This is a genomic window from Dokdonia sp. MED134 (assembly GCF_000152925.2).
Lineage (GTDB): Bacteria > Bacteroidota > Bacteroidia > Flavobacteriales > Flavobacteriaceae > Dokdonia.
In genome coordinates this window covers 402,937-428,407 of record NZ_CP009301.1, presented here as the reverse complement: position 1 = coordinate 428,407, position 25,471 = coordinate 402,937, and the positions used below count along the sequence as shown (strand labels likewise).

At 37.3% G+C, this 25,471-nt stretch carries 24 protein-coding genes; 10 read left to right on the top strand and 14 right to left on the bottom strand.

What is annotated here, in order from left to right; genetic code table 11:
- Positions 1-37: 37 nt before the first annotated feature.
- The gene (locus tag MED134_RS01890) at positions 38-1,072 is read right to left on the bottom strand and encodes an endonuclease (protein ID WP_021779066.1); all 1,035 of its coding nucleotides are present in this window, start codon (positions 1,070-1,072) and stop codon (positions 38-40) included.
- A 12-nt stretch (positions 1,073-1,084) separates the two neighbouring features.
- Positions 1,085-2,293, bottom strand: coding sequence for an RsmB/NOP family class I SAM-dependent RNA methyltransferase (locus MED134_RS01885; protein ID WP_021779067.1), 1,209 nt, complete (start codon positions 2,291-2,293; stop codon positions 1,085-1,087).
- A 69-nt stretch (positions 2,294-2,362) separates the two neighbouring features.
- Here MED134_RS01885 and MED134_RS01880 point away from each other — a divergent pair, with 69 nt between their 5' ends.
- Positions 2,363-3,487 carry a WD40/YVTN/BNR-like repeat-containing protein gene (locus MED134_RS01880; RefSeq protein WP_038596869.1) on the top strand — a complete coding sequence of 375 codons (1,125 nt, stop codon included), beginning with the start codon at positions 2,363-2,365 and terminating at the stop codon, positions 3,485-3,487.
- A gap of 2 nt (positions 3,488-3,489) precedes the next feature.
- On the opposite strand, the gene MED134_RS01875 is transcribed toward MED134_RS01880, so the two are convergent.
- From MED134_RS01875 to MED134_RS01860, 4 genes are all read right to left on the bottom strand, one after another.
- Positions 3,490-3,948: a hypothetical protein gene (locus tag MED134_RS01875; RefSeq protein ID WP_021779069.1), complete on the bottom strand. Its 459-nt coding sequence runs from the start codon at positions 3,946-3,948 to the stop codon at positions 3,490-3,492.
- 2 nt (positions 3,949-3,950) lie between these two features.
- Positions 3,951-4,478, bottom strand: a complete 528-nt coding sequence (locus MED134_RS01870) for a hypothetical protein (protein WP_021779070.1) — start codon at positions 4,476-4,478, stop codon at positions 3,951-3,953.
- Positions 4,479-4,511: 33 nt separating this feature from the next.
- Positions 4,512-5,027, bottom strand: a complete 516-nt coding sequence (locus tag MED134_RS01865) for an RNA polymerase sigma factor (RefSeq protein ID WP_316930998.1) — start codon at positions 5,025-5,027, stop codon at positions 4,512-4,514.
- Positions 5,028-5,383: 356 nt separating this feature from the next.
- Entirely contained in the window at positions 5,384-6,250 is an 867-nt protein-coding gene (locus tag MED134_RS01860) for an RNA polymerase sigma factor RpoD/SigA (protein WP_013752207.1), read from the bottom strand.
- 204 nt (positions 6,251-6,454) lie between these two features.
- Between MED134_RS01860 and MED134_RS01855 the strand changes: the two genes are divergently transcribed.
- Both MED134_RS01855 and MED134_RS01850 read left to right on the top strand, forming a co-directional pair.
- A complete protein-coding gene (locus MED134_RS01855) occupies positions 6,455-6,898 on the top strand; it encodes a Dabb family protein (protein ID WP_021779073.1) in 444 nt (147 codons plus the stop codon).
- 93 nt (positions 6,899-6,991) lie between these two features.
- A complete protein-coding gene (locus MED134_RS01850; protein ID WP_021779074.1) occupies positions 6,992-8,743 on the top strand; it encodes an ABC transporter ATP-binding protein in 1,752 nt (583 codons plus the stop codon).
- 8 nt (positions 8,744-8,751) lie between these two features.
- On the opposite strand, the gene MED134_RS01845 is transcribed toward MED134_RS01850, so the two are convergent.
- Positions 8,752-9,132 (bottom strand): DUF2237 family protein, encoded by a 381-nt coding sequence (locus tag MED134_RS01845; RefSeq protein WP_021779075.1) that lies wholly within the window; start codon positions 9,130-9,132, stop codon positions 8,752-8,754.
- Positions 9,133-9,277: 145 nt separating this feature from the next.
- Between MED134_RS01845 and MED134_RS01840 the strand changes: the two genes are divergently transcribed.
- Positions 9,278-9,640 carry a DoxX family protein gene (locus tag MED134_RS01840; RefSeq protein ID WP_021779076.1) on the top strand — a complete coding sequence of 121 codons (363 nt, stop codon included), beginning with the start codon at positions 9,278-9,280 and terminating at the stop codon, positions 9,638-9,640.
- On the opposite strand, the gene MED134_RS01835 is transcribed toward MED134_RS01840, so the two are convergent.
- Positions 9,633-9,983, bottom strand: a complete 351-nt coding sequence (locus tag MED134_RS01835) for a DoxX family protein (protein WP_052084125.1) — start codon at positions 9,981-9,983, stop codon at positions 9,633-9,635. The genes MED134_RS01840 and MED134_RS01835 overlap by 8 nt on opposite strands.
- Before the next feature lie 80 nt (positions 9,984-10,063).
- Positions 10,064-10,378, bottom strand: coding sequence for a hypothetical protein (locus MED134_RS01830; RefSeq protein WP_021779078.1), 315 nt, complete (start codon positions 10,376-10,378; stop codon positions 10,064-10,066).
- Between the two features lie 387 nt (positions 10,379-10,765).
- Between MED134_RS01830 and MED134_RS01825 the strand changes: the two genes are divergently transcribed.
- Positions 10,766-11,212: a cold-shock protein gene (locus MED134_RS01825; RefSeq protein WP_021779079.1), complete on the top strand. Its 447-nt coding sequence runs from the start codon at positions 10,766-10,768 to the stop codon at positions 11,210-11,212.
- Here MED134_RS01825 and MED134_RS01820 read toward each other — a convergent pair.
- Positions 11,209-11,781 carry a pseudouridine synthase gene (locus MED134_RS01820; protein ID WP_038596857.1) on the bottom strand — a complete coding sequence of 191 codons (573 nt, stop codon included), beginning with the start codon at positions 11,779-11,781 and terminating at the stop codon, positions 11,209-11,211. The two genes, MED134_RS01825 and MED134_RS01820, sit on opposite strands and share 4 nt — an antisense overlap.
- A gap of 57 nt (positions 11,782-11,838) precedes the next feature.
- On the opposite strand from MED134_RS01820, the gene MED134_RS01815 reads away from it, so the two are divergent.
- Positions 11,839-12,342: a lipocalin family protein gene (locus MED134_RS01815; RefSeq protein WP_021779081.1), complete on the top strand. Its 504-nt coding sequence runs from the start codon at positions 11,839-11,841 to the stop codon at positions 12,340-12,342.
- Here MED134_RS01815 and rlmF read toward each other — a convergent pair whose 3' ends face one another.
- The 4 genes from rlmF to MED134_RS01795 all read right to left on the bottom strand — a co-directional run bounded on the left by rlmF (position 12,343) and on the right by MED134_RS01795 (position 15,373).
- Positions 12,343-13,191: a 23S rRNA (adenine(1618)-N(6))-methyltransferase RlmF gene (gene rlmF / locus MED134_RS01810; protein ID WP_021779082.1), complete on the bottom strand. Its 849-nt coding sequence runs from the start codon at positions 13,189-13,191 to the stop codon at positions 12,343-12,345. It lies immediately after the preceding gene.
- Between the two features lie 122 nt (positions 13,192-13,313).
- Positions 13,314-13,598: a hypothetical protein gene (locus tag MED134_RS01805; RefSeq protein ID WP_021779083.1), complete on the bottom strand. Its 285-nt coding sequence runs from the start codon at positions 13,596-13,598 to the stop codon at positions 13,314-13,316.
- A gap of 1 nt (position 13,599) precedes the next feature.
- The gene (locus MED134_RS01800) at positions 13,600-15,000 is read right to left on the bottom strand and encodes an exonuclease domain-containing protein (RefSeq protein ID WP_021779084.1); all 1,401 of its coding nucleotides are present in this window, start codon (positions 14,998-15,000) and stop codon (positions 13,600-13,602) included.
- 97 nt (positions 15,001-15,097) lie between these two features.
- On the bottom strand, positions 15,098-15,373 hold the full coding sequence (locus MED134_RS01795; protein ID WP_021779085.1) for an EF-hand domain-containing protein: 276 nt from the start codon (positions 15,371-15,373) through the stop codon (positions 15,098-15,100).
- A gap of 207 nt (positions 15,374-15,580) precedes the next feature.
- Between MED134_RS01795 and MED134_RS01790 the strand changes: the two genes are divergently transcribed.
- From MED134_RS01790 to MED134_RS01775, 4 genes are all read left to right on the top strand, one after another.
- The gene (locus MED134_RS01790; RefSeq protein WP_021779086.1) at positions 15,581-16,681 is read left to right on the top strand and encodes an alkene reductase; all 1,101 of its coding nucleotides are present in this window, start codon (positions 15,581-15,583) and stop codon (positions 16,679-16,681) included.
- 71 nt (positions 16,682-16,752) lie between these two features.
- The gene (locus tag MED134_RS01785; RefSeq protein ID WP_021779087.1) at positions 16,753-17,799 is read left to right on the top strand and encodes an NAD(P)-dependent alcohol dehydrogenase; all 1,047 of its coding nucleotides are present in this window, start codon (positions 16,753-16,755) and stop codon (positions 17,797-17,799) included.
- Positions 17,800-17,942: 143 nt separating this feature from the next.
- The gene (locus tag MED134_RS01780) at positions 17,943-20,270 is read left to right on the top strand and encodes a T9SS type B sorting domain-containing protein (protein WP_021779088.1); all 2,328 of its coding nucleotides are present in this window, start codon (positions 17,943-17,945) and stop codon (positions 20,268-20,270) included.
- A 256-nt stretch (positions 20,271-20,526) separates the two neighbouring features.
- A complete protein-coding gene (locus tag MED134_RS01775; protein ID WP_084811681.1) occupies positions 20,527-25,467 on the top strand; it encodes a translocation/assembly module TamB in 4,941 nt (1,646 codons plus the stop codon).
- Positions 25,468-25,471: the final 4 nt, after the last annotated feature.

Genomic DNA, 25,471 nt, shown 5'->3' with positions numbered 1-25,471 from the left:
CTTTTTGTTTTTAAATAAATACATATAGTTATGAAAACTACTTTATGACTAATCTCTTTGAAGCATCATTAATTTGTAATATATACATACCAGATGTAAGATTTGAAACGTCTAGTGTTGTATTTCTTATATGATTTGAGGTAGTCTCATTATATAAAACTTGTCCTAATAAGTTATATATTTTTAAAGAAGTAATATCTTGATTGCTTTCAACTTGAACCACCGTATTTGCTGGGTTAGGAAAAATACTAGCCTCTATAAACTCAGAAGAAGGAGCAGAGAGCTCTCCCCAAAAATCCTCAGCAGGTTCGCCTCCCCAAATATTTGTAGCCAGTATAGGGTTGTCTATAAAAGGGTTTCTATTACCATATTCTGCCTCTAGAGGGTCGTTACGTTGCATCTCTACTTCAGATACTGGATCTTCTACATTCCATTCTAAAAATAGCTGTAGCATTTGTGTGTCACCCTGTAATGGACCTTGTCCTACAAGTGAAGGCAGGCATTGCTCGCCGTAGCGCACATACATATACATCATCGCTCGTGCAACATCACCTTTCCATTCATCACCTGGGTACCAGTCTCCAGAACCTACATCACCAGAGTTTCCTGTGCCATCGTTAAACTTTTTTGATCCTCTGTTACCATTGCGTTGTACATCACTAGGTCGTAAGTTATGGGGATCTGCTACGATACCATTACTACTATTACTAGCAGAGCCCATAGGAGGATTTGCTAGGCTACGTGGGAAGGTATGCTCTCTATTATACTCACAGTTATCTCCACCAAATTCATCATTTGATCTTGTAATATCTGTGGTACAGTTACCATCGTTATCATTAAAACCATAAATAAGTAAAACCTCAGAGTCATCCTCAGGGTTGGCATCTGTAATTTTGGTGGTATCTCTAAAATCTCCGTAAGTATAATTTTCATTATATACAGAAAGTTTTAATCGCAGCTCTTGCAGTAATTCTGTACCCGTAAGATATACAGCCGTATCATCATAATACGATTGTTGAGCAATACTTATAAAGGGGAGGAGTATAAGTAAAAGTGAGAAATATCTTTTCATAGTCTTCTTTTATTACTTTCGCGAAAGCAAAGCCATATAAAATCCATCATATCCAGATTTTGCTGGGCTTACTGTTTCTTCTTTTTCTAATTGAAATTTCTGGCCCTGTTCTGTAGCCAAAAATGCTTGTACTTGTTCTTGATTTTCTCTGGGTAAAATAGAACAGGTAGCATACACCATCTTACCACCATCTTTTACAATCTTGCTGTAGTTTTGAAGTATGTCTGCTTGACGCTGTACCACCTTATCTACAAACTCTGGTTGTAATTTCCATTTTAAATCCGGATTTCGTTTTATTGTACCTAGACCTGTACAAGGAGCATCAATCAGAACACGATCTGCAGAGTTGTATAGTTTTTTAAATACTTTAGTAGAGGTAATTTCTCTTGTCTCGATATTATGTGCTCCTGCACGCTTAGATCTTCTTTTGAGCTCTCTAAGCTTTCCAGCATAAATATCCATTGCTATTATTTGCCCTTTGTTTTCCATAAGAGCAGCTAGATGAAGTGTCTTACCACCAGCTCCTGCACAAGCATCTACCACACGCATACCCGGTTCTACCTCTAGCATACGAGCTACTTTTTGAGAAGATGCATCTTGTACCTCAAAAAATCCATTTTTAAACGCTTCTGAGGTAAATACATTTTTGCGCTCTACAAGTTCGAGTGCATCTGGGTGAGTATCTAAAATTTTTGTATCTATATCTTGGTCTGCAAGTGTATTACGTACTTCTTTTACCGTAGCTTTGAGAGAATTTGCTCGTAATACAACCTGAGCTTGCGTGTTAAGTGCTGCTAGTTCTGCTCCCCATTTTTTTCCGAGGGCTTTTTCACCCATCTCATCCATCCAGTCTGGAATAGACTCTTTGTATTTTCTAATTTTTGATAATTCATCAAAACGTCCTTTAATACGGCGTGTAGGGATAGGCTCCATTTGTTTCCAATCTGGCACCTCTATGCCCCGTAGTGTCGCCCACACTGCAAATAGCCTAAATAAATTAGGTCTACTATATGGTGCTTTTACCTCTGCAATCTCAGAGTATAAACGTTTCCATCTTACAATGTCATAAACTGTTTCTGCAATAAAACTGCGATCTCTTGATCCCCAGCGTTTATCAAATTTGAGAACCTTGCGCAGTACTTTATCTGCTTGCTCTCCATCATTAAATATCATTCCCAATGCATCTACTGCTGCAAAGACTAGATTTCTGTGTAATTTCATACTATATTTTGAAGCTGCAAAGGTATTGGTTCTTTAATGAATAGTACTATTTTTACTAAAATTTTGACAATGAGATTCCTATCTATTTTATCACTTATATTACTTGCAACGCTTTCTTGTAAACAGGAAACTAAAATCATACAAAAATCAGACAATGAGCCTATTATCCCTTTTTCTGAGGTTGAAATAGAAGTTTTGCATCAAGATAGTACGAGTATAAGAGCAATTGAGGTTACACAAGATGCTGTGATGTATGCTGGTAGTGATGGGCATTATGGAATTTATAAACTCAATCTTACTAATACAAAGACAACAGATGCAGATATTGCATCACAATATGAAGTTGCAAATAAGGGAAGAATAGATTTTTTAGGTAATAATCCATCTTTTAGAAGTATAGCAAGTACCAGTAAGGCATTCTACATTTTGTCTATAGGGAACCCCGCATTATTATATAGATATGATAAAGAGAGTAACGCGGTAACCCTAGTCTATACAGAGCAAAAAGAAAAAGTATTTTATGATGCTATGACGTTCTGGAATGATATTGAAGGTATCGCCGTAGGTGATTCACTAGACGGTTGTCTCTCTATTATTATCACGAGAGATGGAGGACTGAGTTGGGGCAAGCTAGCGTGTAGCTCTTTACCTAATCAAATAGCTTCTGAAGGTGCTTTTGCTGCTAGTAATACAAACATAAAAACCATAGGAGATAAGACCTGGATTATTACTGGTGGAGGCACTTCACGTGTTTATTATTCTGGAGATAAGGGTAGAAGTTGGACTATTTACAACACGCCTGTTGCTCAAGGTAAAAGTACACTAGGTGCTTATACAATGGATTTTTATGATGAAAATCACGGTATTATATACGGAGGAGATTATGAGCAAGCTCAAGATAACAATGATAATATTGCTATAACTGCTAATGGTGGTAAAGATTGGAAAGTTATTGCCTCTGGAGCAAATGATGGTTATAAGAGCTGTGTGCAATACGTACCTAACTCTAATGGACAAGAAATTATAGCCTCAGGATTTACAGGTATTTCTTACTCAAAAGATGGCGGAGAAAGTTGGTCACAAATCTCAGATGCTCCCTTTTTAAGCTTTAGGTTTGCAAATGATAGTATAGCTTATGCTGGAGGGCGTAATGCCCTTGCAAAACTTACATTTAAAAGAAATACAATTAACTAAAACTATCTATTACCACGATTACGGCCTTTATCACCGCGAAGTTTACGTATAAGATCTCGTCTAAAATCGTTTTCTGCTTTAAAGAGAACTAAGGTCTTCTTTGAGGTTATTTTATCTTTAAGACCGCTCAATAACTCAGCGCGTGCATCGAGCTTTTGCTTTTCTAGTGATTGTATAGTTTGTAACGTTTTTGTGGCTGCTGCCTCATCCATTGTGTCAAAATCTGTTCTGAGCTCTCGCATAACCTTACGCTCGGTGTCATAAATATCATTTACACGGCCGTCATAAATATTATAAACAGGCCAAAAAGTTTGAGCCTCATCTGGTGTAAGTTCTAATCGCTCAGTTATAAAAGCAACTTTAAGCGCTTTAATTTTCTCTCGTTTACTTTCTTTATCCTCTTGTGCTATTGTTGTTGTAGCTATGATAAATGTGAGTACTAATGTTATATATATTTTCATAATTAATCTATGTATAAATCAAAACCATCTAAGCGCTCATCTAGATAATCTATAATAACAGATTCATCTAGGGCAAGATCATTTTGAAGGTCGTTTATATCGTCTTCTGTGAGCCACTCCGCAAATTCTATGCCTTCTAAGTCGGTGGCTTCATCATCAAAATATGCAGCTATTGTAGTGATATCATCACCAGATGAGCTTTGTACCTGAGTCCATACTATACTAACTAGCAGGAGTAATGCAGCAGCAATTCCAGCAATAGGGTAGAGGTACTGTTTTAAACTAATGACTTTAGTTTCGGTATCATTACTATTAGAAAGATCTTCAGTACGCTTTCGCGAAAGCGTATGTAAAATAGCTTCCTTACTAGTTGCAAAATAGTCGTCTGGCACATCAAATCTAGATGAGCTGCTATCTAATAACTGATTATCTAGTCTTATCTGATTTAATAAATGCGCTTTACTCTCTTGAAAATAGTTTTCTGGAGTATTGAACCCTCGATGTTTTGGTATGTTGTTTTCTGTTTTCACGTTACTAATAAGACATTTTAAATATCTAAAGGTTTAATCACTGGTTAGAATACTGGTTAGTTTCTTGGTCGCAATGTGATAAGAACTTTTTAGAGCGCCCACAGAAGTACCCAGTATCTCGCTTATATCATCATATTTCATATCTTGGTAATACTTCATCTGGAACACGAGTCGTTGCTTTTCTGGTAGTTGCGTAAGTGCTTTTTCTAGTGCAATTTGTATATCATTACCAGTAAAATAAACATCACTCTCTAAGTTTTCTATTATTCTATCTTGTAACTCTTCACTTGATATCTGAGCTTGTTTTGCTCTTTTCTTCAAGAATGTGAGCGATTCATTTGTCGCAATTCTATAAAGCCAGGTGTACAATTTACTATCACCTTTAAAGTTTTTTATACTCTTGTAAACTTTTATAAAAACATTTTGAAGCACATCATCTGCATCTTCGTGATTTTTTACAATACCTCGTATATGCCAGTAAAGTGGCTTTTGATACGTGTCAAGTAATAATGAGAAGGACCTAGTTTCGTCCTTCTGGAGGGATGCTATGAGCTGTTGTTCTTCTATTTTAGTAAGCTTTACTTAGTTATTGGACTCTTTAAGTTGTAAAAGGTTTAATTATCATCAATAATAACTTTATGGTAGTCTTTATTTAACATTAAAATTCCACTTTATCGATAAAGTGCATTTTATAACGATTAAATACACAAAAAGCTTGTGAGCTTTAAAAACATCTTTTATATTTACACCATCATAAAGAAGTTGATTAATTTGCGAATACCCCAATTCATATATTGATTTAATGATTTGATAAGTGCCTTACCCCAAATTGGGCACTTTTATCTAACCTACTAAACTAAAAAAGCCCGTATTAACGGGCTTTTTTTATGAATTAGAATGAAGTACTATCCTAAGTATTTCATTAAGATTTTACTCTTAGAGGTGTGACGCAATCTTTTGATTGCTTTCTCTCTAATCTGGCGTACACGCTCACGACTTAGGTCAAAAATATCACCTATTTCTTGAAGTGTCATCGCTGGTTGATTACCTAAACCGTAGTTAAGACGTACAACCTCTGCTTCTTTTTCTGTAAGTGTATCTAGCGCTCTATTGATCTCAATACTTAGTGACTCTTGCATAAGCTCTCTATCTGGGCGAGGTGACTCGCTAGAACTTAATACGTCATAAAGGTTGTTATCATTTTCTCCTTCGGCAAATGGCGCATCCATACTAAGGCTGCGGCTCACATTCTTAAGAGATATTTTTACTTTCTCTTCAGAGATATCAAGATACTTTGCAATCTCACCAGAGGTAGGCTTACGCTCGTGTACCTGCTGTAAGTAAACCATTGCTTTGTTAATCTTGCTTATTTCTCCAATCTTATTAAGAGGTAAACGTACTGTACGTGCGTGCTCTGCAATAGCTTGTAAGATAGATTGTCTAATCCACCATACTGCGTATGATATAAATTTGAAACCTCTTGTCTCGTCAAAACGTTTTGCAGCTTTTACAAGACCTACGTTTCCTTCATTAATAAGGTCAGATAATGATAGACCTTGGTTTTGATATTGCTTTGCTACAGATATAACAAAACGAAGGTTTGCGCGTGTAAGTGCATCTAGTGCTCGCTCATCTCCTTTTTGAATACGCTGTGCTAACTCAACCTCCTCTTCGGCAGTAATCAAATCTATCTTGCTCACATCCTGAAGATAATTATTCAGGGATTTCGTCTCTCTGTTAGTAACCTGCTTGGTGATTTTGAGTTGTCTCATATGGTATAATTATATTTATATATGGTCTAGTATAGCCGAAATAAGTAATACAAACAACTATTTAACTAAACCTGTTAATGTATAGCCCAAAAGCGGAAACAAATAATAAATACTTGTACTTTCTAGATGCTTACTCTAAGGCCTCTAATAAACTTATACGTAGAATTTTCTATTTTGTTACATTTATAAACAAAAATATTCGGTATGAAAAGAATTAATGTTGTTATACTCTTATTATTAATGTGTTATGTTTCTTGTGATACCCACACAAAAACAGAAAATAGTAACATTAAGGACACACATAGTACAACTATTAATGATAAAGAGGCAAATTTTGACCCTACATATGTACACGTGGTTTACTTCTGGTTTAAAGAAGGCACAACAAAGGAGGATCACCTTCTGTTTGAAAAATCTCTGCGTACCTTTTTAAATACTTCTCAATATGCAAAGACTAACTTTATAGGCACACCACCTCAAGCAACCAGAGCCGTGGTGGATGATAGTTTTACATACAATTTAGTACTTAGTTTTGACTCAGCACAGGCACAAAAGGCTTATCAAGATGAAGCTGCTCATAAGGTCTTTATAAAAGAGTGTGAACATCTTTGGGAAAAGGTAATCGTTTATGACGCACAAAAAATCTAAAGTAAGCTCTTTACCAAGCTTGTGCCTTTCTTGTGGTGATTAATGGATATGAGTACGCTTTCGCGAAAGCGCATTTATAACTAGCTTTACCCTATGACAAAGGAAAAAGAAAAAAAGAAAAATGTCACTATAGCATCTGCCTTTACATCTATTATTTGGCCACGCCGAAAGTTAGTTTTTATAGGCCTCATATTAATAGTTATAGGTAGACTTGCCAGCCTTATTTTACCTTGGAAATCTAAGGCTCTACTGGATGACATTATTCCTAATAAGGATATGAGTGCTCTTTATGATCTACTCTGGCTCGTAGGTTTTGCATTACTCATACAGGCAGTAACGTCATTTTTACTCACGCGCATACTAAGTGTGCAAGCACAATACCTCATATCAGAATTAAGAGCTCAGGTTCAAAAAAAGGTACTGTCACTACCTATAAGTTTTTTTGATAATTCTAAGTCTGGAGCCCTAGTTTCTCGTATTATGAGTGATGTAGAAGGAGTACGTAATTTAATAGGTACAGGGCTTGTACAGCTTGTGGGAGGTACTATTACTGCCGTAGTCTCACTAGTATTATTAATAAGAATTAATGCGTTAATGACGTTATTTGTCTTTTTACCAGTAGCCATTTTTGGCTATGTAGCGTTGCGAGCATTTAAGTATATACGTCCCATTTTTAGAAATAGAGGTAAAATAAATGCTCAGGTAAAAGGAAGACTTACAGAAACACTTGCAGGAGTGCGCGTGATTAAAGGTTTTGGAGCAGAGGCACAAGAAAACAAAACTTTTGAAGAAGGAGTAGATATGCTTTTTCAAAATGTAAAGAAGAGTCTTACTGCAACAGCTGTAATGACCAGTAGTTCTACATTTTTACTAGGTCTTGCCTCTGTAGGTATAATGGGTATAGGAGGTTATTTTATGATACAAGGAGAGATGACCACCGGTGAGTTTTTATTTTTTACACTCTTACTTGGTTTTATGATCGCTCCCATCGTACAGATGAGTAATATAGGTAGCCAGCTCACGGAGGCACTTGCGGGTCTAGATCGTACTGAGGAGTTAATGAATATGACACCAGAAGACGAGCTGGGTAATCGTGATATAACACTTGATAAATTACACGGTGATATCAAGTTTGATAATGTTTCTTTCTCTTACGAGAAAGGCAAACAAGTGATACATAATATCTCATTTGAAGCAAAAGCGGGTACAACAGTTGCACTAGTGGGAAGCTCCGGATCTGGTAAGTCTACCATTGCAGGCCTGGCGGCTACATTTTTAAATCCGCAATCTGGAGAAGTATCTGTAGATGGTAATGACTTGTCTCGAGTACAGCTATCAAGTTACAGACAAAATTTAGGGGTCGTTCTTCAAGACGAATTTCTTTTTGAGGGAACTATACGTGAGAATATACTCTTTCCCAGACCAAATGCTAGTGAAGAACGCTTATTAAAGGCTGTAAAAGCAGGTTATGTAAATGAATTTACAGACCGTTTTGATGACGGTCTTGACACCTTAATAGGTGAGCGTGGGGTTAAGCTATCTGGAGGTCAGCGACAACGCATCGCCATAGCTAGGGCTATACTCGCAGATCCAAAAATAATTATACTAGATGAGGCAACCTCAAATCTCGATACAGAGAGTGAAGCGCTTATTCAAAAATCGCTCTCTGAGCTCGTAAAGGATAGAACGACAATTGTAATCGCCCATAGACTCAGTACGATTAAAAAAGCAGATCAGATTCTAGTGATTGAAGATGGCCGTATAGCAGAGCAGGGTACTCACGATACGCTCATAGCGCAAGAGGGAAGATATTATGATCTTTATACCTATCAAGCAAAAATATAGCGTGAAGCTTACAGAGCGTAGGCTTCAAGCACTTCAATAGTTGTATACTCTAGTGCTTTTTGATGTGTGGCTGCAAGATTGAGTAGGGGAGCAACGCCAGCCTTTTCGGCTTCTAGCCAGCGCATTATGCAAAGGCACCATCCATCATTAGGTTTAAGGCCGGGAAAATTATATTGAGGTATAGGAGTAGAAAGATCATTTCCTCTAGTCTTTGTATAGTTTAAAAATGCCTCGGTCATAACAGCACAAACTACGTGTGTGCCTCTATCTATACTTGCCGTGCGGCAGTAACCATCTCTAAAATAACCAGTCATAGGGTCTGTACAACAGCCTATAAGTGTTTCTCCGTAAACATTATATTCTATAGTAGATGATGGTGTGTGACTCATTTCTAAAAATTTGTTAATGATTATAGCGTGTTCTTAATAAAGATATAAAGTTACGGTTATACCTTCTTATAATTATCACAATATGTAAATCCTTGTTTAATAAAAACGCTAAATTTATAAACAACTAATCATAAGAAAATTAAAAATGGATTATTTATCAATTATCTTAAAGTGTATTGTAGGACTAAGCATCTTAAACGTATGGTTACTGCGCACGGGTACATCTTCACAATGGAGAGGCGGTAATGCGAGCACGCTCAAAGAAGAGTTTGCACACTATGGACTATCAGAAAGTACAATGAAGATTGTAGGAACTATAAAATGTTTACTTGCTGTAGGTTTACTAGTTTCAATTTTTTATAGTCCGTTAGAATTTTATAGCGCCTTAGGTATTGCGATAATGATGGCTGGAGCTATTAGTATGCACCTTAAGGTAGGTGATGCTCTTAAAAAGTCTTTCCCAGCATTTTTATTTCTGGCAATTTCTGTTCTAATTATTCTTATCTAAGAACTATTAGATAATAGGCTAAGTAAGCATTGAGAACAAAAAATGTAAACGCAGGTAGTGAGGCTATAAAGCTATCTTTTATGCGAAGTCTTACAAACCATCCCAATAGCATAAGAAGTGAAATACCTATTAAAGCACTTATTTGTAATGGTCTATAAAAGAAACCTATAATAATACCCAGACCACCTAGTATTTGTGCAACACCAGTAATTTTACGTTGTGTTGCAGAGAGGCCAAAACGTTTAAACTCGGTAGTCATAAAGTTTGAAGATAAACAACTTATGCCGTAGTATAAGAATGAAAACCCTATCAAACCTATAAGAATTATATGTGCTGTTTTCATATTTAATACTTGTTTTACAAATGTACTACCCACACAAAATAAAAGCGACCCGTAGGTCGCTTTTAATATTATTATTATATCTATTTAATGTACTGACTGCTTTGCTCTTCTAAGTTTTCATTAGACTCACCTCCTTGGCTATAGAGCATATTTTCTTCATCTTTAATTCGGTTTGTAGTTTTCTTACTGGCCTGCGTTCTTCCTGGTACATCTAGGTCTTTACCAGCAAAGTCTACTTTTTCTGTTCTATTAGTAAGAGCTACATCATCCCCACCATCTTGGCGTATATTGTTTTCAAAATCTTGACCTAAAACTTTAAGATCTTCTGGAGTAACATCAGAGTTGTAAGTAGTATCTGTTTTTTCGGATGTAAGCTTATTGCTTGTATCTTTCATTGGTTTCATAATGTTCTTTTTTATTAAAGTTACGACTATGTACCACCTTTCAAGACTATTTTAACCCGCCACTAAGAAAATAATAACAGACTTGTTAAAATAGTGGACTCTCTTAACTTTTGACTTTACTGCCCCAAAAGACTTCTATATGTTATGTAAATAAGTTCTTAATACAACGTAGTAGTGTGTTGTAAGAATAATTACGCTTTCGCGAAAGCGTAAAAACCACTTTTAATTCCTATCTTTACAATAATCACAATATACGGCAAAGCATACTACAAGCAGAGTCACAGTTATTTATGTAAGTTCTTATAATAAATAGCGACTAATATGTGAGCGTTAAGAGATATTCTCGCAACGTAATAATTAAACACGATAAAAGAGTTAATGGCTAGACCACAAGAAACCTTTGGTAAAAAAGAAAGAGAAAAGAAGAGGCTTAAAAAAGCAGAAGACAAACGCAAGAAAAAACTTGCCCGTAAAGAGAGCGGAGAGAAATTAAATGAGTTTGTATACGTAAACCACCTAGGTCAACTAGTGGATACGCCACCAGACCCGTCACTGAAAGAAGAAGTAGATGTAGAAGACATCGTTTTAGGAATTCCTAAAAAGGTAGAAGGTGATGAACCAGATCCTATAAAAACTGGTTTTGTAGAGTTTTTTGACTCTTCAAAAGGTTTTGGATTTATTAAAGATGCAGATACTCCAGAAAAGTACTTCGTTCACATATCTGAAGTTATAGAAGGAGAACTTAAAGAAGGAAACAAAGTTTCTTACGAAATAGAAAGAGGACAAAAAGGAATGAACGCTGTACGCGTTAATAAGATTACTTAAAGTAATTCTTTTACCTCAATAACTTGGCTAGGCTCCAGACCCTTTAGGGTTTGTGAGCCTATTTTTATTCTTACAAGTCGTAGTGTAGCAAAACCTACGGCGCTAGTCATCTTACGTACTTGTCTAAATTTACCCTCAGTAATGGTAATTGAGATCCACGGTGCTGGACCGTGTCGTAAGTCTCTTATCTTTTTTGAACGTTCTGGAAAACCAGGGTCACCATCTATACGTCTAGCTTTACAAGGCTTTGTTATATATTTTTTACCCTCTACACTTATTTCTACTCCTTGAGTTAATGCGAGAATAGCCTCATCTGTAATAGCGCCATCTACCTGAGCATAATACTCTTTTTCTACCCCAGAAGTGTTTATAGTGTGAGATAGCTTACCGTCTGTAGTCATAAACAATAGTCCCTCAGAGTGCTCATCAAGTCGTCCTACAGCCATTGTGCCTTCTGGAAAATCATAAAACTCTTTTAAAAACTTCTTTTTACGAGCTTGCCTTGCATCATTAGTAATGAGCTGACTTAAATAGCCATACGGTTTAAACAATTTGAAGTGTCTATGCATAGATTGTGAGAAAGTCTAACGAAAGTATAGGATTCATTATAATTCTTATATTTATTAATGCAAAAATTAATAGTATGCTTGGTTATTTTCTTATTTACAACTTCTTGTACAAATGAGAAATCTACTCCATTTAAGGTTTCTAGTGATATTAAAAAACTTATCGCGGGTGATAGTTTAAAGACTTGGAAACTTGCCAAAAGGTATAATGGTAAAACCCGTATGAATATGGGAGATTGCTTTTTACACTACAGGCAAAGCTTTTATAGCAATGGCACTGTAACTGATAATAACGCACAACACCCATCTTGTGGGCCCTCTTTATCTGGCACTTGGAGTATCATAAAAGATAGCCTAGGATATACTCATATTAGAATAACGAGTGTAAAACTCAAAGAGCTCCTTTATATAGACGAAGATTATAAGGATTTTAGAATCTTTTATGCTAGTAAAGATTCCTTACACCTATCATATACTCATAAACAATTTGGCAAAAAACGAAGAATCTCAGATTATCTTGTGAGTGAAGAACTAAGCATACCAGACCGTAAGTTTCACCACTAATTACTCTTTAAAACGCCAAGCGAGAAATCTTGATTTCTTATTACCCTGAGACATATCTACCGTTTTATGCTCTGCCTTAAGTTTTTCTAGTTGCTTTCTTATTTTAGGTAAGTGCTCGCTTTTTGATACTAGGGTAGTAAACCAGCCTACTTGATCTTTAAAGTGTACACTTTCTTTTACCATACGCTTTATAAATAGTGCTTCACCACCGTTACACCACAACTCGTTAGATTGCCCTGCAAAGTTGCGTTCAACCTCCTTGAGCTTTAGGTTTTTTGATTTTTCTTTAGTTGCCTTAAAAGCCTCTTTTTCTGAGCTATAAAAAGGAGGATTACACATTGTAAAATCATATTGCTCTCCAGGTAGAATAGCACCTTCAAAAATTTGAGCTCTTTGTTGCTGGTATATAGCAGAGAGAAAACCTTTGAGGTGGGTGTTTTTTTCTAGTAATAAATTTGCGTTTTGTACAGCCTTTGGGTCTATATCGACACCTTTCATTTTCCAGTTAAATAATGATCCTCCTAGTAACGGGTATATGAAGTTTGCACCAGTACCTACATCAAGGCCTTGCGCTTGCTTATCTGTATTAAGAAAGTCTTTGAGATATAAGATATAATCTGCACGACCAGGTATTGCAGGCGCCAGATATCCCTCTGGTATGTCATACCAGTTAAGAGAGTAATCGTTGAGTAAGATGGCTCTGTTAAGCTCTAAAACAGCTTTGGGGTTTGAAAAATCTATGGTTTGAATACCTCTGTTAGTTTCAAGTATATGAGGTGCAAGATCCTTATTTGCTTTACGTAATTGTTTAAAGAGGTAAGGACCTATATTCTTATTATCTGGGTGCATAAAATTGTATTTGAGCACAATAAGAATGATTAAGTATTTCCTTGTGCTTTTAAGAAGCACAAAACTACAACTAATGCTTGTATCACCCTTTACAATTCTTAGTAAATACGTCTTATGACTCGTTAAGCAAGTTTACCTCTGTATGCGAGAGATATCATATTATGAGACAGTAGTGTGCTTTTATCATCTAGATAGGTAGACAAATAAGATATGACAAGAGCGCGTTGCTCTGTAGATAAGTTCTTATAAGCTGGCCGGGCAATACGTTTATCCCATTTTGTACCTACTACATTGTCTAGTGCAATGCGCAAGTAACAGTGGTTCTCAAAATTGAGCTCTGGATACTTTTGTGTTAGTGTATCAGGTAGCTGTAGGTAGTAGGTTTTGTAATCTAATGTGGTGTTCATATCAGGCAGAAATAGCTAGGGGAATTATACTTGGGTTTTTATGTCTACGCAGGTAACTTCTCAAAATAACATCTGTATGGTAGGTACTTTTCTTAAGATTAAGATATGAAGCCACTTCATCAAAATGACTAAGCTGCTCTGTCTCTGGCACAAAACCAAAACCTTTATAAACTCCTTTATCTATGTAGATAAAAGCCGTTTCATCTTCAGTACGGCCACGTTCTTTAATAAGATATGTTTCATTTTCTGAGTAATAAGCCGCTAGTGCTTGATGTACTCGCTCATTATAATCTGCGACGGCTTCTTCGTCATTACACACTCCTTTACAACCTTTAAGACGGTAATGTGAACACTGACCAAAAGTGGCTTGTAACCCACAATAACGGGCGCATAGGTGATACGTGTCACACAGTTCCATTAAACGCTCTGTGGCTTTTGCTTTCGTATAAACTTTATCTGTTGCACTTGCACGATACTTAGACTTTGCAACAGCGAGCTGTAGTATTCCTTTCCTATTTTCATAAGAGACAATAGCATAGGTGCTCACAGGCATTTTTTGCGCTCTATTAAATTTTGGAAAATACTGTTCTATATATTCAGACTCTAGAAGTAGTGCGCAAAGTTCATTACCTGTTACTTCATAATCTATTTGATATGTTTCTTGACCTAGGAGATACTCCTTATTCTTTTTATCATAAAAATGCGATAATACGCGCTTCTTGATATTAATCGCTTTCCCTACATAAATGATTTTACCAGCACGGTCTTTAAATAAATAAATCCCTGCCGTTTCTGGAAGCTCTTGAATAATACGCGAAGGTAGGTGAGGAGGTAATGTAGCCTCTTTAGACCGTACATTTAAAAATGCGTTCATAACCTTTTTGCCCTCATCTAGATCTAGCAACCTTTTAAATAGAATAACAGTAGCATCTGTATCACCTTCTGCTCGGTGTCTGTTATTAAGAGGAATCCCTATTGACGCACAAAGATTACCTAGGGAGTAACTAAATAAATTAGGAATAAGCTTGCGCGAAAGACGTACAGTGCACAATTTTTTACGCACAAATGAAACCCCAAGTCTTTTAAACTCTCCTTTAATCACATTAAAGTCAAAGTTAACATTGTGAGCTACAAAAATGGCACCCTCTGTAATTTCCAAAACGCGCTGAGCGATTTCTTCAAAGAGGGGTGCATCTTCTACCATTGCATCATCTATACCAGTAAGATTAGTAATAAATGGTGGAATGTATTGCTCAGGATTTACAAGCGATGTAAACTTGTCTATTATTTCTCCATCCTTAAGACGTACGGCGCAAAACTCGGTAATGCGATTACCATTTATTCCTTTACCCGTAGTCTCAACGTCTATAATACAATGATATGTAGGTGCTAACTCAGTCATAATTGAGTAACAAAACTACACTTTATTTTTGATTATTAGGAATTATTCCAAAAAAATGGAATAAAATATGCGCTCTATTGGAAAAAATGTGAACTCATTAGTCTTTATCCTTAATCTCATCAAGTGCTGCCTTAAATTCTTCCCAGCTCACATTATCATTTCCATCTTTGCTATACCCATCTATTAAGGCATTTGCCACGATAGATCTTATAAACCCGCTTATTTCAGCTTTTTTTAGCAGGGTCTTGATTTCGCTTTTAGAGAGTGTGCCATTTCCATCTTTATCAAAAAACGCAAAAGCCTGCTCTGGACTATCAAATTCTTGAGTTATGAGGATTTGCAGTTTATTGAGGATCATATCTTTGGTAGCCATAACTGTATTATTTTAAATTATATATCTGTTTTTCTATGCTTGTCACATTTTAAAAATACATAATCTATTGTCTATTGCTCGACTTAAATAGTGAGAGTTTCCATTTTCACGAAAGTGAAATTCTTTGTGAAACCCTTTATTTTCATTTAACAACGCGTTAACGGAGAAGCACGATGAGACACTCTAAATTTGTTAAAAAAAGAAACTATGGATACTAACAGCCAACTATTATCACCGCTCAATTCTGAGCGTTTATCTCTTAAAAATAAAGTAGTAATGGCACCTCTCACAAGGTCTAGAGCTACCCAAGAACATATACCTACAGCAATAATGTCACTCTATTACGGGCAACGTGCTGGTGCTGGATTAATAATCACAGAAGGAACAGCTCCTTCACTTAACGGTGTGGGCTATGCACGCATACCGGGTATTTATAACAGTGATCAGGTAGAAGCTTGGAAACCTGCAACAGAGGCCGTTCATAATAAAGGTGGTAAGATCTTTATGCAACTTATGCATACGGGTAGAATCTCGCATCCAGATAATATGCCAGAAGGGGCAAAAATACTTGCACCATCTGCCATACAACCAGAAGATACAAAGATGTATGTGGATGGTAAAGGTGAGTTAGAAATTCCAGAGCCTACTGCGATGACTCAAGACGATATTAATACTGTTATTGAGGAATATGTACAAGCGGCAAAAAATGCTATAGAAGCTGGTTTTGACGGAGTAGAGGTACACAGCGCAAACGGCTATTTACTGGACCAATTTGTAAACGCAGGTACAAATAAAAGAACAGACAATTACGGAGGCTCTGCCGAAAACAGAAGCAGATTAACTCTAGAAGTCACTGCAAAAGTTATTGAGGCTATAGGAAAAGATAAAGTAGGGATACGCTTATCTCCTAATGGGGCGATGAATGATTTAGGACCTTTTGAGGGGCAAGAAGAGACGTTTGATTATCTATCAAAGGAGCTAGAAAAACTAGATGTCGTTTATATACACCTCGTAAATCACGGCTCTATGGGAGCTCCAGCTTTACCAGATGACATACGTACTAATATACGTGACAATTATAATGGCCTACTTATTTTAAGTGGAGGCTATGATGCTCAAGAGGCAAATAAAGACTTAGAAGATAAAAAAGGTAATCTTGTTGCCTTTGGCCGTAAATTTATTGCAAATCCAGATTTGGTAATGCGATTTGAAAAAGACGCATCCCTTAATGAACCAAATCAAGATACATTTTATACTCCGGGTAAAGAAGGATACACAGATTACCCAACGCTTGAAGAAAGTAAGTAAACCCCAAGAGTGGTTATAATTACGCTTTCGCGAAAGCAAAAACACTAACTAATTAGTTCAAAAAAATTATTATGACAGAAGTAAAAGCATACGGTGCTCAAGATAAAGAGGCAGATTTAAAGGAAATGACAATAGAACGTCGTGACACCTTGCCTACAGACGTAAAAATTAAAATAACCTATTGTGGCGTTTGTCACAGTGACATACACACTGTGCGCAGTGACTGGGGACCTTCTATGTACCCAGTAGTACCTGGTCACGAGATTGTAGGTGAAGTAATAGAAGTAGGAGACGAGGTTTCAAAATTTAAAAAAGGAGACCTAGTAGGCGTAGGATGTCTAGTAGATTCTTGCCAGGAGTGCTCATCTTGTGAGAGCGATCTAGAGCAATTTTGTCTCAACGGCGCTACGTGGACGTATAACAGTAAAGACAAGCATACAGATGGACACACCTTTGGAGGGTATTCTCAAGAGGTGGTGGTTGATCAAAATTTTGTACTTAACATCCCAAAAAACTTAGACACAAAGGCAGTAGCACCACTATTATGTGCTGGTATTACAACCTTCTCTCCATTACATCACTGGGGTGTAAAAGAAGGAATGAAAGTAGGTGTTGTAGGTCTAGGAGGTTTAGGTCATATGGGACTAAAATTTTCTCACGCAATGGGAGCCGAGACAGTAATGATTACAACTTCTCAAGGAAAGGCAGAAGATGCAAGGAGACTAGGCGCAGATGATGTACTTATCTCAAAAGATAAAGACGCTATGAAAGCTCATAAAGGGTCTTTTGACTTTATTCTTAATACAGTACCGGTAAGCCACGATATTAATCCATACCTAGAGCTGCTAGCGATAGATGGTACTATGTGTATGGTAGGAGCCATAGAGCCGCTACCAGATGTGCACGGCGGTAACCTTATTTCTGGGCGTAAAAGTGTAGCTGGATCTCTTATAGGAGGCATAAAAGAAACTCAAGAAATGCTTGATTTTTGTGGTGAGCACAATATTGTAAGTGATATTGAGATGATAGATATGTCTAGCATTAACGAGGCTTATGAGCGTGTACAAAACAACGATGTAAAATACCGATTTGTAATCGATATGGAATCATTGAGTTAAAATCATATTACAATTAAAAAAAGCGAACTTTTAAGTTCGCTTTTTTTATGACCCTACGTTTAAGATCCATCTTTCTGTTATTAGAAAGTTCATTGCAATATAAAAGCAGTAGTATTTACATTTGTAACATCCATAAACTACTAATGCGGCACTTTATAGTTTTTTGCTTTCTTATTATATCTACGAGTCTCATAGCGCAAAATGTGGTGGTAGATAGTCAAACATATACTCCACAGCAATTAATAGAAGATATTCTCATAGATAGTAACTGTATCTCAAACATACAGGTCACAAACGTTGTAGGAGGAGATTTTGGAGGGCAGGAGCAGAGCTATGGCTACTTTAATGCAAACGGTAGTGACTTCCCTCTTCAAGAAGGAATTGTTTTAAGTACCGGAAGATTGCAGAATGTGCAAGGCCCTAACACAAGTCTCAGTGATGATGATGCTCCAGACTGGCTAGGAGATGCAGATCTTGAGTTTGTACTTGATGAGCAGAATACAACTAACGCAACTATACTAGAGTTTACTTTTCAATCTACAGCCTCAGAGGTACGCTTTAGATATGTATTTGCCTCAGAAGAGTATCAAGAAGGTAATCCTAACACTTGTAATTTTTCAGATTTATTTGGGTTTCTTATAAGAGAAGAAGGCGAGCAAGGGTATGAAAATATTGCCTTAGTTCCAGACACAACTACCCCTGTAAAGGTTACAACCGTACATCCAGAAATACCTAATGGCTGCCCTGCCATAAACGAGTTTTATTTTGAAAGCTTTAATGGTAACACAGCACCCATTAACTTTAATGGACAAACCAAAGTAATTGAAGCAAAAGCAATTATACAGCCTAATGTAAACTATCAAGTTAAGCTAGTAATAGCAGATGAGCAAAACTTTAGATTTGACTCTGCTGTCTTTTTAGAGGCGGGAAGTTTTCAGTTAGGCACAGATTTAGGTCCTGACAGAACCGTAGCCGGGGGAAATCCCATCTGCGGTGCAGGAGAAACCACACTTGTAGTAAACGAACCTCTGGCAACATCATTTATGTGGCAACGTGACGGTATACCGCTATCAGAAACTTCTAATGAACTCATCGTTAACCAAAATGGATTCTATACTGTAGAAATTACGCTTGATAATGGTTGCGAAGCCTTTGGAGAAGTCACAATAGAGTTTGCTCAGAACCCTACCGTTTCTAATAGTACGTTACAGCAGTGTGATGTAAATGGAGACGGCTTATCGCAGTATAACTTATTTGACGCATTAGATGACGTAACAGTAAACGATAGTGGCCTCGTCATAACAGGATTTTATTACAGCCTTACAGATGCCGAAAGTGAACTAAACGTAATTACAAATCCTAATACATTTCAAAACACACAAGTAAATCAGGTTGTATACGCACGTGTTGCATCACAAGCAGGATGTAGTACTATTGCTAGCGTACAACTTACTACGGGCAATAGCACGCTAGTTTTAGATTCGCTAGAAGTGTGCGACACAGATGGTTTTATAGATGGTATTACAGAGATTGATTTAAGTACGCTCTCATCACAGGTACAAGACCAAGTGCCTGCAGGAGCAACCGTAAGCTTTTATGAGAACGAGGAGGATGCATTTAATCAGCAAGGGGAAATCACTACTTCATTTACTAACACAGAGGCTTTTAATCAAACCATTTATATCCGTGTTAATGATAATGGGCAGTGCCTATCTATCACAACTGCAGATATAGTTATTCTGTCTCCGCCAGAAATGGCAGATGATGAATTGCGTTTTTATTGCATAAATAACTTTCCTGAGACTATAACGCTTAGTGCGGGAGTAATAAGCAATACTTCGGGTTTACAGTATACCTGGCAGCACAATGGCACGCTACTTATAGATAACACATCAACTATTGCGATTAATGAACCCGGGAACTATCTTGTAACCGCCGTAGGAGCTAATGGCTGTGAGTCGTCAAGAAGCATTACCGTAACTCCATCAAGTACAGCAACTATAACTAATGTTTCGGTTGTAGACGGAGGAGAAAACAATACCGTAACGATCACTGCAGAAGGTAGTGGCGTTTATGAGTATGCCTTGGGAAGTATTTTAGGTCCCTATCAAGAAGAATCTACTTTTCAAAACGTACCTGCTGGTTTATATAACTTATTTATACGCGATCTTAATGGTTGCGGTATTGTTACCCAAGAGCTATCTGTTATAGGTTTTCCTACCTATTTCACACCTAATGGTGATGGTATAAATGATACCTGGAAGCTTGAAGGTGCTCGTCAAGACCTCACCACTACGGTCAGGTTTATCATATTTGACCGTTTTGGGAAGAAACTGTATCAATCACGTGCAATGGGTAATGGATGGAACGGGAAGTACAAAGGGGCTACGCTTCCGCGAAATGACTACTGGTATCTTGTAGAGCTACAGGATGGTCGTATCTTTCGAGGTCACTTCTCTTTACTGAGGTAATATAAATAGATACACGCTTTCGCGAAAGCGTAATAAAAACACTCAAAAAATAGCTTTACAGTATTATAGATGGCGTTTTAACAATACTTTACAGCGGCAAATTATGTTAAAATGAGCAAACGGCGTTAATTTGTTAAAAAATTGAAGCCCTCTGGTGACAAACCCTGAAAACAAAGCGCCACAAACAAAAAAACCTAAACGAAAATTTAGGTGGCTACGCATTCTAGCTCGCACGTTATTTGTTCTTCTTGTACTTATGATACTCTTGCTTTTGTTTATAAGAAGTGAATGGGGGCAAAACATTGTAGTTTCTAAAGCTGTAAGTTATTTTTCTGAAAAAACGCAAACTAAAGTTGAGCTCGAAAGGGCTTTTATAACCTTTGACGGAGATATTGCTATCGAAGGGCTATATCTCGAAGATAAGCAAGGCGACACGCTAGTATACAGTAGGTCTCTAGAGGCAGATATTCCTTTGTGGCCCATCATAAATGGCACTGGCATAGGCATAGAAAATGCACAATGGGAAGGTGTACGAGCAAATATAATTAGAAAAGATACAATAAGCGGATTCAACTTTGACTTTATTGCAGCTGCTTTTGCAACTCCACCATCTCAACAAACAGATACGACTAGCACGGCACCAATGGATCTTATTATAGGTGATCTAGACCTCGAAGATTTTGATGTAGTGTATAACGATGCCGTAACGGGTATAGATAGTAGGTACACTTTTAAAGAGCTACGCATATCACCAGATACAGTAAACCTGGATGAGATGAGATTTACTGCCAGTGAGGGATATATAGAAAATGCTCAAATTAAGGTTAATCAGGTACCAGTACCATCAGACCCAGATGCCGAAGAAATACCACTACCATACCTAGCTTTTAACAAGCTTACCCTAAAAGACGTAAGCGGAAACTATACAGGTGAGGAGGTAGGCGTGTCTTTTGATTTTGACTTTAAAGAGCTTGAAACAAGTATTCCCAAAGCAGATTTTAACAGCTTTGTCATTGCTATAAATGACATTGTAATAAATGATAGCGCGATAGGTATTGATATGTTTAGTACTACCGCATCACAAGTACCTATTGAATCTAGCAATTCCCCATTTCCAGACTATAATATTACAGTAGATAAGGCTAGCGTGACTAATACAAGTATACGATATACCCTAAATGGTGCGGTAGCTACAAAAGGTGTCTTTAATCCCGAAGCAGTGTTTCTTTCTAATGTGAATCTAGAAAGTAAAAATACTTATCTAAAAGATTTTGTGGCGGGTGGTAATTTAAAAAGTCTTTCTGGAAGAGAAGTCTCTGGTATAAATGTCAAATCAGTTTCTACAAATTTTCTTGTTTCTGATACAGATTTACAGCTTGAAAATATGAATGCGGCTATCAACTCAAACACACTGAGAGGAGATATCGTGATGAGTTACCCTTCGCTAGATAAGATAGCGACACAACCAGAAAATTTGCGGTTAGACCTTAACATTACAGACGTAAAGGTAGCGCTGGGTGATTTATTTCTATTCCAACCATCTCTAAGATCTAACACGTATTTACAGACAGTAAGTAAAAATCCTATTGCTGGGGCAATAACGGCATCAGGCACGCTAGCAGATTTGACTGTCCCTAATCTTGCTTTAAGTTGGTCTAACACTGATTTAAAGGCAAATGGTAACCTTAAGAATATTAATGATATAGAGAACCTATATTTTAATCTACCTAACATTAATGCTTCTACTAGAAAGAACGACATATCAAAATTTATAGCAACAGATTCTTTAAGTATTAATCTACCGCAAGACATAAAGCTAGTAGCTGCCGCAAAAGGTACCCTTACAGACATTACGACTACTGCAAGGCTTACGACTACGCAAGGTCTCGCAACCATAGATGGTACTTTTAAAAATGACAATACCATTGCTTTTAACACCACACTGGCAATAGAAGAGTACAACCTAGGTGAGCTTCTTCAAAACAATAGCTTAGGAAACCTCAATCTCACACTCAAGGGCCAGGGCTCGGGCACTTCATTAAACACGCTTGATGCAAATGTAGAAGCTACTGTAGCATCGTTTTTATACAATGACTATGCTATAAAAGACCTAACGATAACTAGTAAAATAAAAGATGGTGAGGGCGCTATTACATCAAGTTACAAAGACAGTAATCTTAACACAAACCTTACAGGCCTTGTTGTGCTAGACACAATTGCACCGGCAGCGACAATTAATCTTAATGTCATAGGAGCAGATTTACAAGCACTCGGGTTAATGCAGCGCGATGTGCGCACCGGTTTTAAACTCACCAGTACCTTTAAAGGCAGTACAGCGAGTTATGATGTAACTGCAATAATGGATGATGGAGTGATTGTTTATGACGATCGTACATATTTAATAGGTAATCTAGAAGGATCTGCGCGTGTACGTCCAGACAGTACATCTGTACAATTTAATAACAAGTTATTAAACCTTGATTTAAGATCTAATGCTGACCCAGCGAAGATAGCAACAGCCTTACAAAATCACGTAAACAGTTATTTTTATAGAGATGCTATTATAAAAGATACCATTACAAACCCAGTAAATGTTGTACTTAAAGGAAAGGTGAGACAATCACCCTTACTCAATGAGGTTTTTCTAGTAAATATGAAAGATCTAGACACGATTGCTGTTGACCTTGATTTTAGTGAGGCTACCCGTAAACTAGATGCATCTATAAAAGCACCACACATTAATTATGCAGGTAATGAGTTGGATAGCCTCTCATTTAGTATGAACACAGATCGAGATGCATTTACCTTTGATTTAGGTTTTGACGGCTTAACTGCAGGACCTATCGCTATACAAGAAACACGTATAAAGGGAAATCAAACTAACAATGAGCTTTCACTAGATTTTCTAGCCTATGCAAATAATGAAAAGCTCATACAAGTACAGTCAGACATTACAGGGAGTAGGGAGCGATTACGTTTTCACGTAAGTGAAGACAGTCTTATTTTTAATAAAAAAGATTGGAAAACTCCGTCGAGTAATGAAGTTCTTATTACAGATGGAAAATTGGCTTTTAATGATTTTCGCTTTACGCGAAAGTTGCAATCTGTGGAGTTTACAGATAAACTTCCTACCATTGAAAAGGATCACATAGCTATCGATTTTCAGAATTTTAAAATAAGTGAGTTTCTTGCATATCTCAACCCAGACGAAAAACTTGCAAGCGGTAGTCTCAATGGTGACTTTGTGGTAGAAGAACCCTTTGGTGACATAGGTTTTCTGGCTGATATTTATGTTGAACAGCTACGAGTACTAGAAGAAGACCTAGGCATTTTAGAACTTACAGGTAGATCAATAAATGGCAATAAATACGACTTTAATCTAGCTGTTTCTGAAGGGGTGGCAGATCTAGAACTTACCGGAGACTACATTGCAGATATAGATGGCGCTACCATTAATATGGATCTAGACATTAATGAATTCAAAATGGAAGCCGTAGATGGTTTTTCACTAGGCGAGCTCAAGGATGGGTCTGGATTCCTCAATGGAAACTTTAAAATGAATGGCAAACTCACCGATCTTGAGTATCAAGGTTTCTTGCGTTTTAATGAAGCAGCCTTTACCGTAACTAAACTCAATGCACCATTTACTTTACTTAAAGAAACTGTTTCTATAGACAATGAAGGTATCTCAATGTCTAATTTTACGATACGTGATGCAAAAGAAAACAAACTAACAGTTGACGGACTTGTAGGTACAGAGCATTTTATAAACCCAACGTTTGATTTAAAAGTGGTTGCAAATGACTTTCAAGCCCTTAATGCCGAAAAAGGCGATAACGACTTTGTATACGGGATAGCGGTTTTTGACGCTACTGCCTCCATCACCGGTGATTTACAAATCCCGGTAATAGATCTTGACGCTACAGTGGGCGGTAGTACAGATATCACCTACATAATGCCTACTGCAGCGGCAAACATAGAGTCTAGTGAAGGTATTGTAGTGTTTGTTAATAGAGAAAATCCAGACGCCATTCTCACACGCACCGAAGAAGAAACGGGAACAATTACAGGATTTGATATAAAATCACTACTTAAAGTAAATAGAGATGCACAAGTAACCATACTTATAGATGAAGAGACAGGTGATAATCTAAAGGTAAATGGTGATGCAGATTTAAATTTCACACTACAACCCAATGGGCGTATGAATCTAACAGGGGTGTACGACGTGGCTGGTGGGCAGTATGAGATGAACTTATATAACCTGGTTAACCGCACATTTACACTTGACCCAAGCAGCCGAGTATCTTGGTCTGGAGATCCTTTTGATGCAAAACTTGATGTGCGTGCCGTATATTCGGTTGATGCTTCTGCGGCGCCACTTATGGCTATTACTAGCACTAGTGATGATCCCGCAGCCCAGTCACAATACAGGCAGCAATTGCCGTTTTTAGTTTACCTAAACATAGACGGGGACCTACTTAGTCCAGAGATAAACTTTGCATTAGACCTGCCAGAAGACGAGCAAGGAACACTAGGAGGTGAAGTGTACAGTAGAGTGCAACAAGTAAATCAACAAACTGGAGAATTAAACAGACAGGTATTTTCACTCTTAGTGCTTAATAGATTTTACCCTGACTCTAACTCAGATGGGAGTCAGGGAGGGTTTGCTAGTATTGCGAGAGACAACCTTAATGATGCCTTGTCTGACCAGCTTAATATTTTTTCTGATAAATTATTAGGCAACACAGGGTTCCAATTAGATTTTGGGCTCGATACATTTACAGACTATCAAGGCACAACTCCTCAAGAACGCACGCAGCTGGATATTGCTGCACAGCGTAAGTTCTTTAACGATAAGCTTACCGTACGTGTAGGGAGTAGTGTAGACGTGGCGGGCGAGAGTGCAAGTGGTGATGCCACACCGCTTATAGGCAATGTAAGTCTAGAGTATGAACTTACTGAAGACGGACAGTATCGTCTCAAAGGCTTTAGACGTAGTGAGTTTGAAAACGTGATAGATGGACAGACCATTGTAAGTGGGATCTCGCTCATATTCCAGCAAGAGTTTAATAAATTTAGTCAGTTGTGGAGTGCTATTTTGAGAAAGAAGCAACAACAACTCCTTCAAGAAGAAGAGCAAAAGGAAGAACTTAAACCTTCCCAAGAAAATAGAAAAACTAATAAGATAGATTAAGCAC